The organism is Roseovarius sp. AK1035 (genome assembly GCF_003288315.1).
In the GTDB taxonomy this organism is placed as follows: domain Bacteria; phylum Pseudomonadota; class Alphaproteobacteria; order Rhodobacterales; family Rhodobacteraceae; genus Roseovarius; species Roseovarius mucosus_A.
The window spans coordinates 1,584,387-1,600,077 of record NZ_CP030099.1 but is presented as its reverse complement, the minus strand read 5'-3'; the positions used below and the strand labels follow the sequence as shown (position 1 = coordinate 1,600,077).

The window sequence follows — 15,691 nt, the reverse complement described above, 5'->3', positions numbered from 1 at the left end:
AGCCTCATTTCAAAACGAGAGGGATATGATAGGACAGTACCATACTGTTCGGATCGATGCTCATGATGAACGGCGTCAACGCCTCGTTCTCCATGGAACCGGCCATCGCGGTCTTTGCAGCTTCCGAGTTGGTCCACCGGACGTGATCCATCCACATCCCGTCCTCGCCTTCCGACAAGACACGGCCGATGAACCCGTCCATAGCGCACAAAGCCAGCATCGTGTTTGCCGCCGCCGCCACAAAGTGCTCGCGCTCGACACTCTCGGCCAGACGAAACTGTACAATCTCGATAACGCCGGCTGCCGTCGCTGCCGACGGGTCACAATCCTGAGCCCGCGCGCCCGTGGAAAGCGCGACCGCTGCCGCCATTGAGGTGAGGATAATCTTTTTCACTGCTTACTCCTGTGCCGCATGGCTCAAGGGGATAGCACGGGCCAACTGACACGGTCTGTCAGTTATCTGCGGCCCTCCAAGATCATCCTTCGGGTGCATGACCCTTCCACTCAGGGGCAGGTCATAGAAGCCGCGCCAGAAGCGCCGCAGCGCCCGCTTCGGCTGCCTCCTGCGCTCCGGCTAGGTAACCGGGTTCGGTGCGGCTGGTCTCAGAGCCGATCAGGGTCAGCCGGTGTTGCCATGCGCCTTCGACCCATGGGCCGGGATTGGGTGACGGGTGGTCACCTGCTGTCAGGTCGTCAGGCGTGGCCGTGAGCGGATCGGCGGCCCAGTCCTTGTAAAGCGTGGCTTTGGGCCGGGCCGCATGCGGGCCGAAAAGCTGTTCCAGCTGCTGGACAGAGGCGGCGATGACAGCCGCCGCACCCGCCTGCACACGGGCCTTGGCCGGAACACCGACGAAGCCGAACAGCGCCGCCTGCCCCGTCGCCGTCGTGGCGTCATGGATTTCAACCAAAGGCCCGCTTTGGCTGCGCGCCGCGCCCGACAGCCCCGCGTCGCGCCAGAAGGCGCGGTCATAGACCACAACCAGCTTGGCATGCGGTGCCATCCATGTCGGCGTGCCCTGCCAGAGGCGGAGGACAGACGCGGGCATTGGCGGATCGAAGGCGATTTGCGCCGCCAGCAAGCGCGGTGGCACGGCCAGCAGCACGTGCGGGGCAGACAGGCTGCCACCCTCGGTCGTCACATCGACACCGGTGGCGGTCAGCGCCAAATGCGTGGCGCAGGTGTTCAGGCGGATCGCATCTGCCGGCAGGTCGCGCGCCAATGCCGAGACCAGCGCCGCCGTACCCCCGCCCATCCGCATCGACGTCGGCTCCTGCTGCATACCCGAATACCGTTGTACAGAGCCCTGACCACGCTGGAACAGCAAATCGCCCGTATCCGACTGGGCAAAAGACGTCACGCCCGCCCCGTTCACGAAGTGCCCAAAGTCGGGTTGCATACCGGGCCAGAACCAGGACGGGCCGAGGTCAAAGGGGCCCGAGCTGTTGCCAGAGTCATCCACAGACAGGATGCGCCCGCCAAGACGGTCGCGCGCCTCGATCAATTGAACGTCGATCCCGGCCCGATGCAGCGCTCGGGCCGCTGTCACGCCCGAAAGACCACCACCGATAACAATAACCTTTGGCAAAATCATCCCTCCGAGGTCGTGGGCGGTGGCGGAACTACTGGCACATCGCGCTGCTGGCCGCCGCCTGTTATGGCCACGACCTTGCCCGCAAAGCACATTCCAATCACCCAACGATCTATCCGCAGTTACACATTTGATAGAGGGTGCCGATCCCACACGCAATATCTATCTATCAGTTGGTAGCCTCACTGAATTGATCAAGAAGGCCGCCAATGAAGCTATCCCTGACGCGGCGCAGGTCCGCATGCGAGCAGGGGGCTATAGCAACTTCAGCTTTTGCGATCTGGCCACTGATGTGGGTTTGAAAGGTGGGCTTTCGCTGGGCGTTGGCGAGTGACGGCGGCATCAGATAGGTTCACAGACCATAGGATCTCAGCATTATTGGCGTCATTCCGTAGCGTTGTTTGAACAATCGCGAGAAATGCGCCGAGCCTTCAAATCCGCAAGAAAGGGCAATTTCCGTTAGCGAAAGTGAGCTGCCCTCAATCAGGGTGCGCGCGCGATGCAGGCGCAGATCGCGGGAATAGGCCTGTGGGCTCTTGCCCAAGTGGCGCGCGAAGAGACGCTCAAGCTGCCGCGCCGACAGATTAATGCTTTGGGCGATCTCGGCGGTTGATTGTGGAAACTCAATGTTGGTTTCCATTGCCTTCAGAGCTTTGCGCAGGGGGCCGTCCGGTAAGCTGGCTAAATCGCTTAAGCCCTGCGGTTGCTCGCTTTCGGCCATTCGCAGGCGTTCCAAAAGCAAGACACGGCCCACGTCCCGCATCAAGACCAATGAGGTCATCTCAGCGATCAGCGCCAGAACCACATCAGCGGTTGCGGCCATGCCCGCGCTTGTCACCAGATTGCCTGATCTGTTGAAAAGAGTGTTGGTGCCCCTTTCAGCTATTCCTGCCTCCTCCAGCATCGGGCGCCCTTCCCAGTGCACGGCGGCGGTTTCGGCTGCACCTGCGGTAAGAAGCGCTTGTGCGGCATCTGACAGGACCACGGCCAGCCCGCCCGCGTTTCGCACGCGCTGCAGGCGCGGCAGGAACCGGCGCAGTGCACGCGCCATTTCCGACCCACCGGTCACGATCAGAAGATCCGGCAGGTTCGTCGTCGAGTCCATCGGTGTGACTGTGATTTCCATTCCACCAAGCGACGTTAGCGTGTTCGCGGCGTCGACGGACACGATCTGCAGCCGGAACAACTCGCGGCCCGCCAAACGGTTGGCAATGCGAAAGCTGTCGAAGGCAATGGCAAGCTCTGTCGCAACGAAACCCTGCGCAAGCAGGATTTCGACCAATTTTGGACCATTTTCCTTGGGGCTAGGCCCGGACACGCAGGTTTTCTGGGTCATACAGACACTCGGGCACCACTGTCGCCTGCGTAGGGACCCCTATCACCTCCACCATCAGCGCTGTGCCTTCTGCGGCAAAAGCGGGTTCCACGAAACCCATGGCGATATTCTTGCCTACCCGGTGCCCCCACCCAACGGAGGTGACCGATCCCACAACCCGACCGTCGCACAGGATCGCATCGCCCCCATGCGCGGTGGCATGCGTGGCATCGAGGACCATCGAAACAAAGGCACGGCGGTGGCCTTCGGCGATCATCTTTTCCAGCGCCGCCTTGCCGATGAAATGGGGTTTATCCATCTTTACAAAGCGCCCGAGGCTGGATTCGAACGGGGTAAACTCGGTCACGAGGTCCGCCTTCCAATGGCGATATCCCTTTTCCATGCGCATAGATTCAACAGCGTAGGACCCAAACAGCCGCAATCCGTGCGCCTCGCCCGCCTTTCGCAGCGCCAGATAGGCCGCGTAAAGCTGCGCGTTCGGGACGTGGATTTCATAGGCCAACTCGCCCGAGAAACTGACCGACATCACCACAGCAGGTGCGATGCCAACAAAGGCCCGCCGCACCGAGAGCCAAGGAAAGGCCGTGGCCGACCAATCCCCGCGCGACGCGGCCGCCAGCACATCACGTGATTTTGGACCGGCCAGCACAAGGATCGTATGATCATTCGTCAGCGACCGGATGCTGACCGACCCATCCTTGGGCATATGCGCCGTCAGCCAGTCCATGTCGTGATATTCTGACGCCGCCGCCGAACCATACCAGATCGTGCCGTCATCGATATTCGCAAGCGTCGCCTCGCCCTTGACCATACCGTGATGGTTCAAAAGATAGCCAAGCCCAACCTTGCCGACCTTCCGCGTCATCCGCCCGCAAAACATCGTGTCCAGCCAGTCCTGCGCGCCCGGCCCGGTAATTTCGAACCGGTTGAAGCCGTTGACTTCGGTCATCCCGACGCCGGTTTGCACTGCGCGCACCTCGGCTGCGACCACGTCGAACGCCTCATTGAATCGGAAGCCGTGGGTTTCGTGGAAGTCAGGCGAGGGCTTGATGTAAGCCATGCGCTCCCAGCCGTTCACGACGCCGAATTCGGCACCTTCTGCCGCCAGGATCGGTGTCAGGGGCGTGGTTTTCATCGGTCGGCCAGCCGGGCGGTGTTCGTGCGGCAGGTGAAAGCGAAATTCGTTCTGGTAATCCTCAATGGCCTTGAGGGCGCAAAGTTCCACATTCGCGTGGGTCGTAAAGCGGCGCGGGTCGATGACCCAGGTGTCATACTGCGCTTCGCCATGCACGATCTGCTGCGCCAGAAGCCAGCCATGGCCGCCTCCCTCTCCAATCCCGGCGCGCAGGCCGATGATGCAGAATGCGTTGCGTTTGCCCGGAATCGGGCCGACCAGAGGTGCTCCATCAATGGTATAGGTGATCGGACCATTGACGATGGTGTGGATCCCCACTTCCTCCAACGCGGGCATACGTTTGAAGACGTTTTCTAGCACGGGCAGCACGCGGTCAGTGTCCGATGGACAAAGCGCGTTGACGAAATGTGGATCCACCCCGTCCATGCCCCATGTCCGACAATCCTGTTCGTAAAAGCCGACCAGCAGCCCCTGTTTTTCCTGACGCGAATAGAAATCGTCGATCGGGCAGCGCAAAAGAGGTACGCGTTTGCCAAAGTCGATTATCCCCTGGATCGGTTCGGTCAGGAAATACTGATGCTCCATCGACATGACCGGGTGATGCACCCCCATCATCGCGCCAACCTCGTTCACGCGATAGCCGCAGGCGTTCACCACAATCTCGCAGGCGATATCGCCTTGGTCGGTATGGACAATCCAGCTATCGTCTTTCAATTGCGTGAGGCCTGTGACAGGCGTGTTGCGATAGACCTCTGCCCCTGCCTTGCGAGCCCGTCTTGCGAGCGCTTGACAGAGCTGCGCGGGGTCGATGTCGCCATCCTCGCCGTCCCACAAACCGCCCACCAGACGATCAGTGGTGATCAGCGGATGGCGGCGGGCGCATTCGGCGGCATCGAGGATTTCAAACTCCACCCCCATCACCTTGGCTTGGCTGGCAAAGTGGCGATAACCATCCATTGTGGTTTCGGAATTGGCGAGGCGGATACCGCCATCGCCGTGATGGTAATTGATCGGATAGTCAGGATCTGCAGCCAATTCCTTGTAGAGACTAATCGAATGGCTTTTCAGTCCCACCATCGTCTGGGTCATTCCAAAATTGGTGACCTGCGCCGCTGAATGCCAAGTGGTTCCGGATGTCAGCTCGTTGCGTTCCAGCAAGACGACATCGGTCCAGCCCTCTTGCGTCAAGTGGTACAGGGTGGAGCAGCCAGCAATGCCGCCGCCAATCACCACAACGCGAGTTGTCGATTTCATATCATTCGCTCCTGCTGCTTATTGCTATGACAAGGGCAAAGCGGCCAGGTTTCGTCAATCAAGGTCAGGTGCGTTCATAAAATGCGAAGCGTCCCGTAAGAAAGCCTGAAGTCGCAGCTTCAGCGTTGTCAGCGACGGCACCATAGGCCCTCAGTAGAACAGCAATCGGAGGGCGAGATGAACGAAGGACAAACTGGGCGACGCAGTGGTGGCCGGGCAGACCGGGTTGCCAAAAGGGCGTTGCCGCCTGCGGTCAATCCTTGTCCACCGGGTCAGCGGGGCGGGCAATACCGGCCCTTGTCCGAAGCCGATATGGTGGCCATCTACCAGACCGCACTTCGGCTTCTGTCTGATCTGGGCGTGGGCGAGGTGCCGGAAATTCTTGTAAAGCCGTTCCTGGCCGCCGGGGCCACCTTTGGCGACGGGCGGGTGTTCTTTCCGCAAGACATGGTCAAGCGGGCCATCGGCATGGCTGCGAAAACCTTCACCTTTCATGGCCGCGATCCCGCGCGGTCAATCGAGGTGGGCGGCGATGCCGTGCATTTCGGCACCGGCGGCGCGGCCGTTCTGACGTTGGATATTGACAGCGGCGGCTACCGCCCCTCAACCCTGCGCGATCTTTACGATTTCACAAGGTTGCAGGACACGTTGACCAATGTCAGCTGGTTTACCCGCTGCTGTGTCGCGACCGACCTGCCGGATATCTATGACCTTGATGTCAACACGGTCTTTGCACTGATGAAGGGCACAACGAAACCTGTCGCCACGTCGTTCACGATCCACGAGCATGTTGCGCCGATCATGCGGATGGTCGACATCGGCCTAGGCGGCGATGGCACGTCCGGCTTGTTTCACGCAACTCCATTTCTAAAGACTCATATCTCGCCGATGATCTCGCCGATGCGCTATGGCGAGGATGCGGTGATGGTGACGCTGGCCTGTATCGAGCATGGGATTCCCCTGTCCTGCATCACCGCAGCGCAGTCTGGCGCAACAGCACCCGCGACGCTGGCCGGATTTCTAGCCCAGTCGCTTGCCGAGACGCTGGCCAGCTTGATCATGGTCAACGTCATCAAGCCCGGTCATCCGATGGTTTTTTCCAACTGGCCTTTGGTGGTGGACCTGCGCACCGGTTCCTTTGTGGGTGGCGGCGGCGAGATCAGCGTCATGAACGCAGCCTCGGCGCAGATTTCCAACTGGCTTGGCCTGCCTTCGGGCGTTGCCTCCAGCATGACCGACGCCAAGGTGCCGGATGCGCAATACGGGGCCGAAAAAGGGATATCCTCGCTTGCCGCGGCCCTCGGCGGAGGGAACCTGATCTATGAGTCATCCGGCATGATGGCGTCATTGCTGGGGGCCAGCTTCGAAGCCTTCATCCTGGATGACGAGATGCACTCGCTCATCTACCGCACCCTGCGTGGGGTCGAAGTCAGCGAAGAAACGCTGGGTTATGAGGCGATCTGCGAGGCGGTGCTGGGACCGGGCCATTTCTTGGGCGGAACGCATACCATTGCGGCGATGCAACGCGATTACTTCTACCCCACCATCGCCGACCGTGACGCGCCCGTCACCTGGGAAGAAAAGGGCCGCCCCGATGCTTGGGGCCGTGCAAAGCTTGCTGCGCGCCGGGTGCTGGAGACGCATCATCCCTCCTATCTCGCGCCCGAAGCTGAGGCCCGGATGCGCGACGAGTTCCCGATCCAACTGGACCCCTGAACGGAGAGGTTTGGCAAAAGCGTTGCCTAGGTGGGGCCGCATAGCCTGACCGACCTCACGCGCGGGCAAACCGTGGCACCGGCCGATGCGGCAAAACTGGAAAGAGGGCGCGAAGACATGGCTGAATGCCAACAGTCTCGAATGTCTGGTCAGCGCCAATCAGGATTGTGCGTGGTCTCAGGCTTCGGTCTGGGGTTCATCCTCTGCCACCTCGATCGCGCCCTCAAAGCCCGGCACAATCGCCTCGAAGCGGGGAACAAGCACGTTTCGCAGGATGCGGCGGCAGTCGCGTGCCAGTGCTTCGGGCAACTGGCCCAGTTCTTCGGCGCGGGCCACAAGGTGGATATGGCGCGTTTCGCCCGCAAAGGGCAACGGCAGGACATCGAGCATCGGGATGAAACGTTCGGCATCCAGAAGGTTTAAAGGGGTCGTCAGTGTCCAACCGCCGGTTTGCACGACCATTGCAAGAACCGACCGTGTCGCCTCGAACGCATAGCGACGGGGGACGTTCAGTTTCACGCGCTTCAGGTGCTGGGCGACCTTCTGGCCGATGGGCATCGTCTCTGAATACTGCACGAAGGGCAGCCGGGCCAGCGCTTCGCGTGGGTCGGTGCCGGGCTTGATCGCCCCTTTGGCGGTCAACAAGATGAAGGCTTCGCGCAGGATCGGGACAGATTGAAACGTGGTGCTTTCAGCAGGCAGCAGGGCGGTTACGCCAATATCGGCCTCTCGTGTTTGCAGCCGGTCAATGATCTGGTCGGACCGGCCAGAGAAAGCATAGACAAAGCACTTGCGAAACCGCTTTTGCAGGGCAGACACAAGAACGGGCGTGAGCGAGGCATCAAGGTCGTCGATGATCGCGAGATTGAGTTGCGGTAAGCTGGTCAGGCTGATCTCGGCCAACTCGGCCTGCGCCTCGGAGACGACCGACAGGATACGGTGAGCATGGGCGCGGAGTACCTGACCTGCGGGGGTCAGGGTGACTGGCTTGGCGCGACGGTCAAAGAGTTTCGCACCGATGGCGGCTTCCAGCGCGGTAATATGCTGGCTGACGCCCGAGGACGATCCACCTAGCCTCTGAGCGGCCCCGGCGATGGAACCTGCTTCCTCCAGCGCTACGAAAACGCGCAATCCGCGAAAGGTCAGTTCGGCTGGCAGGCGGGTAACGTCGGACATGGCAGCTCCTTTTCCGACAAACTAGCCGTCATTCGCGCTTGCGGAAACTGCCTTGCACGATGCGGTCAATAACCATGGCGCAGAGTAGAATGGCCAACCCGGCGAGAAGCCCTTGCCCCTTCGCCGCATATTGCAGCGAGGTCAGCACCACCGACCCTAACCCCTGAGCGCCAATCAGGCTGGCAATCACCACCATCGACAGGCACATCAGGATTGTCTGGTTGATCCCTGCAAGGATAGACGCCTTGGCCAACGGCAGTTCGACACCGCGCAAGACCTGCCATTCGGTCGCGCCATAGGCGCGGGCGGCTTCCTTAACATCCTCGGCAACGCCGGTCAGGCCAAGTGTGGTCAGCCGGATCACCGGCGGCATGCCAAAGATCAGCGTGGCAATGATGCCGGGCGGCTTTCCCGTGCCGAAAAACGCGATGACAGGGATCAGATAGACGAAGGCGGGCATAGTCTGCATGAAGTCAAGGATCGGCTGGGCGATGGCAAACGCGGTCTTTGATCGGGCAAACCAAATGCCCAGCGGGATGCCGATGACGATGCACAGAATTGACGCCGCCCCCAGCAAAGCGACCGTCTGCATTGACAACTCCCAGAAGCCGTAGAACGCGAGATAGGCGAGTGCGGCAGCCGTGAACACTGCGATGCGGGGCCCGGCAAGTTGCCAGGCCAGCGTGCAGATCACAAGCATGATCACCGGCCAGGGGGTGCCAACAAGGACGATCTCCAACGCCTCGACCAGAATGCGGATGCTATTTCGGAGCCCGTCAAAGAACCCCTGCCCCGAGGCATATGCGGCTTCAAATCCTGCGTCAAACCAGGCCGCCGTGTCAGAGAATAGCGTCTTGTCAGCGGGAAATGTCGTTAGCCAATCCGGTGGCATACCGATCCTTGCGTAAAGCGTGACGCCATAGATCAAGCTGGCAAGGGCAAGGGTGACCGCCCCCCGCAAAGGCGGCGCGCCATGTGGCAGGGTCTGGTCACCCCGCCATGCGGTGTAGCGGCGTTCGTATATTGCATTGGCAAAGAACCCGGTTGCCAGCCGGATGACTAGCAGCAGGATGACGCCCTGCACCACACGGGTGCTCGCCCCGTCTGTCAGGGATGCCGTTTCTGCCATTGCTGCATCAACGGCCTTTTGAAGGTTGTCGGCCAGTTTGGTGGCGCGGGTCGCGGTATCGGTGTCGCCGGCCGCTATGGCCTCGGTCGCCTCGACGCGGCGCGTGGCGATAGTGTCTTGCAACTGGCTGATCCGGGCTGCCTCGGCACTGTTGGTGTTGCCGCCAAGGCCAGAGACGATCTGGTTCAGGGCCAATAGGTCAAGAAAACAAAGCAGCAAGAACAGGAACGACATCCCCCGCATCCCGGCCCAGATCGGGCCAAGAAGCGCGGCGGCGGGGTTGAAGCTAAGGACAAAGCCTGATCGCGACTGGATCGCAGCAAAGGCGCGGGTGTAATAGGGGGCACTCGGGCCGGTAAATCGGGGGATCAAGTTGGCCTCCATCAGCGACCCTCCCTTATGGCCGTCAGAAGCCTGTCTTTGGTGACGATCCCCACCGGCACGCCACCATCTTGGATGATAACTGGCAGAGTCGATCCCGAACACAGCCCGATCAGCGCATCAAGATTGGCGGTGGTGGGAGCATAGGAGGCGTTTGCGACATCGAAATGTGGAAAAGAGATCAAAGGCTCCATGACGGTGCGCGCGGTGATCAATCCCAGCTTCGAGATATTCTGCACGAAGGTCCTGACATAGTCATCCGCAGGCCGGGTCACGATTTCCTCGGGCGTGCCAGTCTGAACAATCCGGCCATCCTTCATGATGGCAATGCGGCTACCGACACGGATCGCCTCATCCAGATCATGGGTAATGAAAAGTGTGGTCTTGCCCAGCTTGTGCGACAATTCCATGAATTGGTCCTGCAATTGTCGCCGGATCAATGGATCTAGCGCCGAAAACGGCTCGTCCATCAGCAGGATCTCGGGGTCGGCGGCCAGAGCCCGGGCCAGACCCACCCGTTGCTGCATGCCCCCAGACAGCTGGCGCGGCAGGCGGTCGCCATAGCCTTGCAACCCCACCAGACTCAACTTTTCCGCCGAAACTTGCCAGCGCGTACCCTTGGGAGAGCCGCGCAATTCCAAGGGATAGGCCACGTTATCCTGCACCGACCGGTGAGGCATCAACGCCATGTGCTGGAACACCATTCCGATGCGTTCGGCCCGCAGCGCCCGCAAGGCGGCAGGCGACAGTGCGCGCACGTCCTGCCCCAGCACGCGGATATCGCCCGATGTCGGCTCGATAACGCGATTGACATGGCGCACCAAGGTGGACTTGCCGCTGCCCGACAGCCCCATGATGACAAAAATCTCGCCCGGCATGACAAAAATCGACGCATCGGCAATGCCCACAACGCAGTTGTGCTTGGCCAGAACTTCGGCCTTTGTCGCGCCGGCCTTGGCATCGGCAAGGGCGGCCTGTTCGGCGGTGCCGAAGATTTTCCAGACACCCGAAAGTTCGATCACAGGATCTGCCATTGCATGTCCATCTCGTGCCTCAAAGAAGGAAGGGCATGGCAGCGCGCCGCCATGCCCTGTGTTTTCCAGCCTCAAGATGTCACTTCAGCCAAGCGGCCACACGATCGGGGTTCGCGGTAATCCACTCGGCGGCCACGGCCCCGGCATCTTTGCCATCAATCACGACCGAGTAGGAAAATGCGCCAAGATCATCCGCCGTGATGTCTATATTGCGCATAAGGGCGGCCACCTGCGGCGCATTGGCTTCCATATCTTTGGCAAAGACCGGCTGAATGAAAGCTGGCGGCCAAGCCATGGTAACATTGGAATTCGCCAGATAATCCGCGTCTTCTTCCGGTGTCAGTGCATTCCACTTGGCCGCGTCATAGGCCGGTTCGGTCAAAAAGGTCATCTCGGGATGGACGGTGAACAAATGGTGCGGCTTGTAGCAGAATCCGGCCCAAGGCTTGGCCCCAGCAATCGCCGTATCAAGCTGGCTATACGCCACGCCCTCGTCCAGCTCCACAAGATCAACCACCAGATCATACCCATAACCATGGGCCTTGGCCTTTTCCACCGTGGTCGACGCCCAGCCAGTGGCACCGATGAAGACCTCACCCTTGCCATTGCCGTCACTGTCGAGAAGTGCAGCCTTGGTCGGGTCGGTCAGATCGCTGATGTCGACAATGCCCGCATCCAGCGCCGCTTGATTCACGCATATCCCTTGCACGGCCGATGTCGAATTGCTGTTGAGTTCGATCTTTGCGGCGAACTGATCAACCAGCCCTTGCTGGTTTGGCAACCAGACTTCTGGATGGATATGCATAGAGCCCTTGTCCAACGCCTCAAAGATCACCGGGTTGGTGCCGGTTTGAAGCTCGACCTTGAGGCCCATGTTGGTTTCGACGACTTGCTTGATGACGTTGGCCGTAACCGTGACCGACGGCCAGTTCGGCACGCCCACGACGACGTCTTGAGCAAAACTCGCAGTGGAAAAGGCAAGCGTGGTCGCTAATGCCGTGGCAATCTTCAGTTGCATTGGGTCAGACCTCCAAGTCGGAAAGGATGTTTTAAGACGAGCTTTTCTTGTCGCGCTCTTCTAAATCCGATCATTCGCAAATTGCCTCGGATGTCGATTCGGGACTTTGACTTTAAGGATTACGCAGCCCGCGTTCCGATCTTATGAAGCTCTTACAAGTGTCCTGTTCAGGTGCAGCGTAGAGCCACTTCAGGTCACTGAAGGATGAGGTCCGCCCTGATCCTCTGGGGGTTTCCGGTAGCCCAAGCACCACCCTGCACGTCACGCCCAACAGGCTTTGTCCGAGTCATGTCGCAGGGAAGCCCCCCGAACCCCTTGCCGCCAAGGGCGAGACCCGGACAATTTCATGGCGTCGCACCACGCTGCCGCGCAAGGCTGTAGCGTCGTCGGCGGGACGAGGTGTATCAGTTCTCGTTTGCCCCCCGTCAGTTCTGCCAAAGGCGTTCGCGCGCGACGCGGCCCTGATCGTCCAGCCGCACTTCGACGGTGTCTCCGAACGGGTTGATCGCCAGCGCGGTGACATGCCGCCCACCACGTTCGATGAAGCCGACATCGGTATAGCCAAGTGCAGCCAGCCGGTCCCGTGCCGCCGCTTCCGACAGTGACCGGCGGTCGTCAAGTTCGCGGTCGTACTCGCGCAGGGTGCCGTTGCGGGAAAACTCGATCTCGATCCGCATCCCCTCGGCAGAGAAGCCCTCGACCGAGATTTCACCGTCGTCGTCGAGGTCAATCTCGGTCAAACGCGCAATTTCGGCCAGGCGCGGCTCGGCGCGGACGGTAGCAGGCAGCATCGCATCAATGAGCGCCGGGGGCAGGCCTGCGCCATCGACCTGCACCTCCAGCAATCGCGCGCCACGCGCCTCGGCGCGCAGCCAGCCGGTGCCACTGCGGGCGTAAAAGTAGGTTTCGCCATCGTCATCGGGGCGGCTGCGAATGTCTGTCAGGCCAAGGCCGCGCAGCGCGGCGGGCAGCATCGCCTCTGCCGGATCGGCGGCAGGGCCTGCCGTCAGGGTGGCAGCGGCAAAGGTGTCTCCCGTCCGTGTGCCGGTCAGGTCCAGCCGGGTGCCGGGGGTGGGCACGGTGGCGCCCTCAGGCAGGGTCACAAGCAGGCGGCCCTCCGGGGTGGTCAGCACGATCTGGGTGCCAAAGATTTCGGCCACGGTGCCCGACAGCGGCGTCTCTTGCGCCACAAGCGGGGTTGCAAGGGCCGTTGTCAGGATCAGGGCGGCAAGGGTGCGTTTCATCAGTGTCTCCTTCGGTTCAACATGACACCATCTTGCGCGATTCGCCCCAAATGCCGCCGCAACGGCGCGGTTTGGTTTCCGTTGAGCTTTGGTGCGGTATACAAAGGCCCATGCGTTATGCCCTTGTCCCTTTGATCCTTGCCCTGTCGGCTACCCCGGCCCTTGCGGACCCTCCCGGGGACGCCGTACCCATTGATGCAGGGGCGGCTTTGGCCTGCGTCGCCGACCGCTATCGCGGCGAAGCTCTGCGGATCGAAGACGAGGAGGATGGCCTCGTGCAGGAAATCCGCTGGCTCACCCCCGCCGGAAACGTGCTGGAGATCGAGATCACCGGCCCCGGCTGCCGGTTTCTAGAGGTTGATGGCGTGGGACAGTCCGAGGCCCGCATCCTGCCGGAGGAACCCCGGTGAAGGTGCTCGTGGTCGAGGATGATCGCGACCTTGCCGCCCAGATCGCCGCCGCGCTGACGCAGGCAGGCTATACGGTCGAAAGCGCGCATGACGGCGAGACGGGCGAGTTTCTTGGCGCGACCGAGACAGTGGGTGCCGCGGTGCTAGACCTTGGCCTGCCGGGGATTGATGGGATCGAAGTGCTCAAACGCTGGCGTGGCGCGGGCCTGACCTTTCCCGTCTTGATCCTGACCGCGCGGGATGCCTGGTCTGACAAGGTGGCCGGCTTTCGCGCGGGGGCGGATGATTACGTTCTGAAGCCCTTCCGGATGGAGGAGGTGACGCTGCGCCTATCGACCCTGATCCGCCGCGCCGCAGGACATGCGACCGCCGAACTGGCGGCGGGAGCGCTGATGCTGGATACGGCCACTGGCCTTGCCACGCTTGACGGAATGCCCCTGCGCCTGACGGCGTTTGAGGGCAAGTTGTTGCGCTACCTCATGCTGCACAAAGGACGAGTCGTCAGCCGGACAGAGCTGTCAGAACATATGTATGACCGCGACGCCGACCGCGATTTCCGGTCGATGGAAGTGGTGATCGGCCGGTTGCGCCGCAAGATCGGCGAGGCGCGCGTGGAAACCCGGCGGGGCGAGGGCTATCGCCTGCTGCCCGTTGATCCAGAATGACGCCGGGATCAATCCGCGCGCGGATGCTGGCCTGGTCCGCCGGGCTGACGCTGGGCGCGCTGGTGGTGGCGTGGTTCGCAATATCGGCGGTGCTGGCGGATTTCGTGAACCGCCGCCTTAACGCGGATCTGACGGCGGCGGCGCGGGGCGTGATGGCGGCCGCGGCTTGGGATGCAGCGGGGGCCTTTGCCGTGCTGCCGCCCCCTGCGGATCCACGCTTTGACCGGCCCCTGTCGGGCTGGTACTGGCAGGTCAGCGACGGGACAGCCGCGCTGGCACGCGCGCCCTCGCTTGTCACCGGCAATCTGGGGGCGGATGGCGCGGGGCGGACCGGCCCCGATGGCGCGGCGCTGGTGGCGCATGTCGCAAGGTTCACTGCGCCGGGCGACGGGCGGCGTCTGACCGTTACCGTGACCCTGCCTGCGGCAGAGGTTGTGGCGGAACTGGCGGCCATCCGCCGCCCGCTCGCCCTGGCGCTGGCGGCTCTGGGGGCGGCGCTTCTGGCTGCGCAGGTTCTGGCCGTCCGGGCGGGGTTGGTGGACCTGACGCGCTTTGCCCGCGCGGTCGCCGCTGTCCGCGACGGGCGAGGCGAGACCTTGCCCCCTGCTCAGGCCGCCGAACTGCGCCCGCTGTCGGATGAACTCAGCCGCCTGATCGCTGCCAATGCAGCACAGGTGGCGCGCGCCCGTGCCCATGCGGGCGATCTGGCCCATGCGCTCAAGACGCCACTGGCCGTTCTGGCCAATCGGGCGGACCCCGAGGATACCGCCCTGATCGACCGGATGGACCGCATCATCCGCTGGCACCTGAAACGCGCCCGCGCAGCAGCAGCGGGGCTGGACCCCACGGCGCATGCGGCCGTAGCCCCAGTGCTAGAGGATGTGGCGTTGGTCCTGACGCCCGAAGCGCGGCGGCGCGGCGTGAAGCTAGAGATCGCGGCCAAAGGCGCGCCAGATTTTCGCGGCGATGCCGAGGATCTGGCCGAGATCGTCGGCGCCTTGACCGAGAACGCAGTGAAATGGGCGCGGTCATCGGTGCGGCTTGCGGCAGCGCCTTGTCCCGATGGCGTTCAGATCAGCATCACAGACGACGGCCCCGGCATTCCCGAGCCCGACCGCGCCCGTCTGCTGGCCCGGGGCGCGCGGCTGGATGAAACTGTGCCGGGCCACGGCCTCGGCCTTGCCATCGCGACAGACCGGGTCGCGGCCTATGGTGGGCGGCTGGACATTGGGCAGTCCGAAGGTGGCGGGCTGGCGGTGACCCTGACATTGCCCGCTCGGGGCTGATGCCGTCCTGCTTAAAAGGATCGTTCAATCCCTGTGCCAGGGTGCAATGCAGATGAATACGAAGGTCCAGTCTGGCCCGTCCTTGCCGCGCTGCTGAACTAGCCCCTTGAAAATGCCGCGCCGCATCCAAAGACGGGAACGCGCCTATGACTATCGATTTGGCTTTTTCAAACGCCAAGCGTGATACAGGGATGCCCCAAATGCCAATGCAGCCAGCAAGAGCCATGCATCTCCGGATTGCTCCAAATACACGACGCCCGAGTCCGCTTCGTAACACCGGCCTAGGTCGTTAAAACAGCCGCGCCATTTGAAATACTG

At 61.8% G+C, this 15,691-nt stretch carries 13 protein-coding genes; 4 read left to right on the top strand and 9 right to left on the bottom strand.

Annotated features, from left to right (window positions below):
• Positions 1-4: 4 nt before the first annotated feature.
• The 4 genes from RAK1035_RS07605 to RAK1035_RS07585 all read right to left on the bottom strand — a co-directional run bounded on the left by RAK1035_RS07605 (position 5) and on the right by RAK1035_RS07585 (position 5,314).
• On the bottom strand, positions 5-394 hold the full coding sequence (locus RAK1035_RS07605; RefSeq protein ID WP_008283092.1) for a hypothetical protein: 390 nt from the start codon (positions 392-394) through the stop codon (positions 5-7).
• 121 nt (positions 395-515) lie between these two features.
• The gene (locus tag RAK1035_RS07600) at positions 516-1,586 is read right to left on the bottom strand and encodes a flavin monoamine oxidase family protein (protein ID WP_204359583.1); all 1,071 of its coding nucleotides are present in this window, start codon (positions 1,584-1,586) and stop codon (positions 516-518) included.
• Between the two features lie 355 nt (positions 1,587-1,941).
• Entirely contained in the window at positions 1,942-2,925 is a 984-nt protein-coding gene (locus RAK1035_RS07590; RefSeq protein WP_008283088.1) for a GlxA family transcriptional regulator, read from the bottom strand.
• Positions 2,894-5,314, bottom strand: a complete 2,421-nt coding sequence (locus RAK1035_RS07585; RefSeq protein ID WP_008283087.1) for a GcvT family protein — start codon at positions 5,312-5,314, stop codon at positions 2,894-2,896. The genes RAK1035_RS07590 and RAK1035_RS07585 overlap by 32 nt, the downstream gene beginning before the upstream one ends.
• A gap of 177 nt (positions 5,315-5,491) precedes the next feature.
• Here RAK1035_RS07585 and RAK1035_RS07580 point away from each other — a divergent pair, with 177 nt between their 5' ends.
• Positions 5,492-7,030: a trimethylamine methyltransferase family protein gene (locus RAK1035_RS07580; protein ID WP_037298903.1), complete on the top strand. Its 1,539-nt coding sequence runs from the start codon at positions 5,492-5,494 to the stop codon at positions 7,028-7,030.
• 177 nt (positions 7,031-7,207) lie between these two features.
• On the opposite strand, the gene RAK1035_RS07575 is transcribed toward RAK1035_RS07580, so the two are convergent.
• From RAK1035_RS07575 to RAK1035_RS07555, 5 genes are all read right to left on the bottom strand, one after another.
• A complete protein-coding gene (locus RAK1035_RS07575; RefSeq protein ID WP_008283085.1) occupies positions 7,208-8,206 on the bottom strand; it encodes a LysR family transcriptional regulator in 999 nt (332 codons plus the stop codon).
• Positions 8,207-8,234: 28 nt separating this feature from the next.
• Positions 8,235-9,719 (bottom strand): ABC transporter permease, encoded by a 1,485-nt coding sequence (locus tag RAK1035_RS07570; RefSeq protein ID WP_008283084.1) that lies wholly within the window; start codon positions 9,717-9,719, stop codon positions 8,235-8,237.
• The gene (locus tag RAK1035_RS07565; protein ID WP_008283083.1) at positions 9,719-10,750 is read right to left on the bottom strand and encodes a quaternary amine ABC transporter ATP-binding protein; all 1,032 of its coding nucleotides are present in this window, start codon (positions 10,748-10,750) and stop codon (positions 9,719-9,721) included. Before RAK1035_RS07565 ends, RAK1035_RS07570 begins: the two co-directional genes overlap by 1 nt.
• Positions 10,751-10,829: 79 nt before the next feature.
• On the bottom strand, positions 10,830-11,768 hold the full coding sequence (locus RAK1035_RS07560; protein ID WP_008283082.1) for an ABC transporter substrate-binding protein: 939 nt from the start codon (positions 11,766-11,768) through the stop codon (positions 10,830-10,832).
• A gap of 425 nt (positions 11,769-12,193) precedes the next feature.
• Positions 12,194-13,012 (bottom strand): hypothetical protein, encoded by an 819-nt coding sequence (locus RAK1035_RS07555; RefSeq protein ID WP_008283081.1) that lies wholly within the window; start codon positions 13,010-13,012, stop codon positions 12,194-12,196.
• A gap of 110 nt (positions 13,013-13,122) precedes the next feature.
• On the opposite strand from RAK1035_RS07555, the gene RAK1035_RS07550 reads away from it, so the two are divergent.
• Genes RAK1035_RS07550 through RAK1035_RS20645 form a run of 3 tightly spaced genes read left to right on the top strand, consistent with a single transcriptional unit; the run spans position 13,123 to position 15,373 of the window.
• Positions 13,123-13,422 carry a hypothetical protein gene (locus RAK1035_RS07550; RefSeq protein ID WP_008283080.1) on the top strand — a complete coding sequence of 100 codons (300 nt, stop codon included), beginning with the start codon at positions 13,123-13,125 and terminating at the stop codon, positions 13,420-13,422.
• Complete coding sequence (locus RAK1035_RS07545; protein WP_008283079.1) at positions 13,419-14,087, top strand: response regulator transcription factor; 669 nt, start codon at positions 13,419-13,421, stop codon at positions 14,085-14,087. Before RAK1035_RS07550 ends, RAK1035_RS07545 begins: the two co-directional genes overlap by 4 nt.
• Positions 14,084-15,373 (top strand): sensor histidine kinase, encoded by a 1,290-nt coding sequence (locus RAK1035_RS20645; RefSeq protein ID WP_008283078.1) that lies wholly within the window; start codon positions 14,084-14,086, stop codon positions 15,371-15,373. The genes RAK1035_RS07545 and RAK1035_RS20645 overlap by 4 nt, the downstream gene beginning before the upstream one ends.
• The last annotated feature ends 318 nt before the right edge of the window (positions 15,374-15,691 follow it).

Excerpts from the sequence above, each read along its gene's own strand:
- RAK1035_RS07590 (WP_008283088.1), bottom strand. The coding sequence starts at position 2,925 with ATGACCCAGAAAACCTGCGTGTCCGGGCCTAGCCCCAAGGAAAATGGT.
- RAK1035_RS07585 (WP_008283087.1), bottom strand. The coding sequence starts at position 5,314 with ATGAAATCGACAACTCGCGTTGTGGTGATTGGCGGCGGCATTGCTGGC.
- RAK1035_RS07580 (WP_037298903.1), top strand. The coding sequence starts at position 5,492 with ATGAACGAAGGACAAACTGGGCGACGCAGTGGTGGCCGGGCAGACCGG.
- RAK1035_RS07575 (WP_008283085.1), bottom strand. The coding sequence starts at position 8,206 with ATGTCCGACGTTACCCGCCTGCCAGCCGAACTGACCTTTCGCGGATTG.
- RAK1035_RS07570 (WP_008283084.1), bottom strand. The coding sequence starts at position 9,719 with ATGGAGGCCAACTTGATCCCCCGATTTACCGGCCCGAGTGCCCCCTAT.
- RAK1035_RS07565 (WP_008283083.1), bottom strand. The coding sequence starts at position 10,750 with ATGGCAGATCCTGTGATCGAACTTTCGGGTGTCTGGAAAATCTTCGGC.
- RAK1035_RS07560 (WP_008283082.1), bottom strand. The coding sequence starts at position 11,768 with ATGCAACTGAAGATTGCCACGGCATTAGCGACCACGCTTGCCTTTTCC.
- RAK1035_RS07555 (WP_008283081.1), bottom strand. The coding sequence starts at position 13,012 with ATGAAACGCACCCTTGCCGCCCTGATCCTGACAACGGCCCTTGCAACC.
- RAK1035_RS07550 (WP_008283080.1), top strand. The coding sequence starts at position 13,123 with ATGCGTTATGCCCTTGTCCCTTTGATCCTTGCCCTGTCGGCTACCCCG.
- RAK1035_RS20645 (WP_008283078.1), top strand. The coding sequence starts at position 14,084 with ATGACGCCGGGATCAATCCGCGCGCGGATGCTGGCCTGGTCCGCCGGG.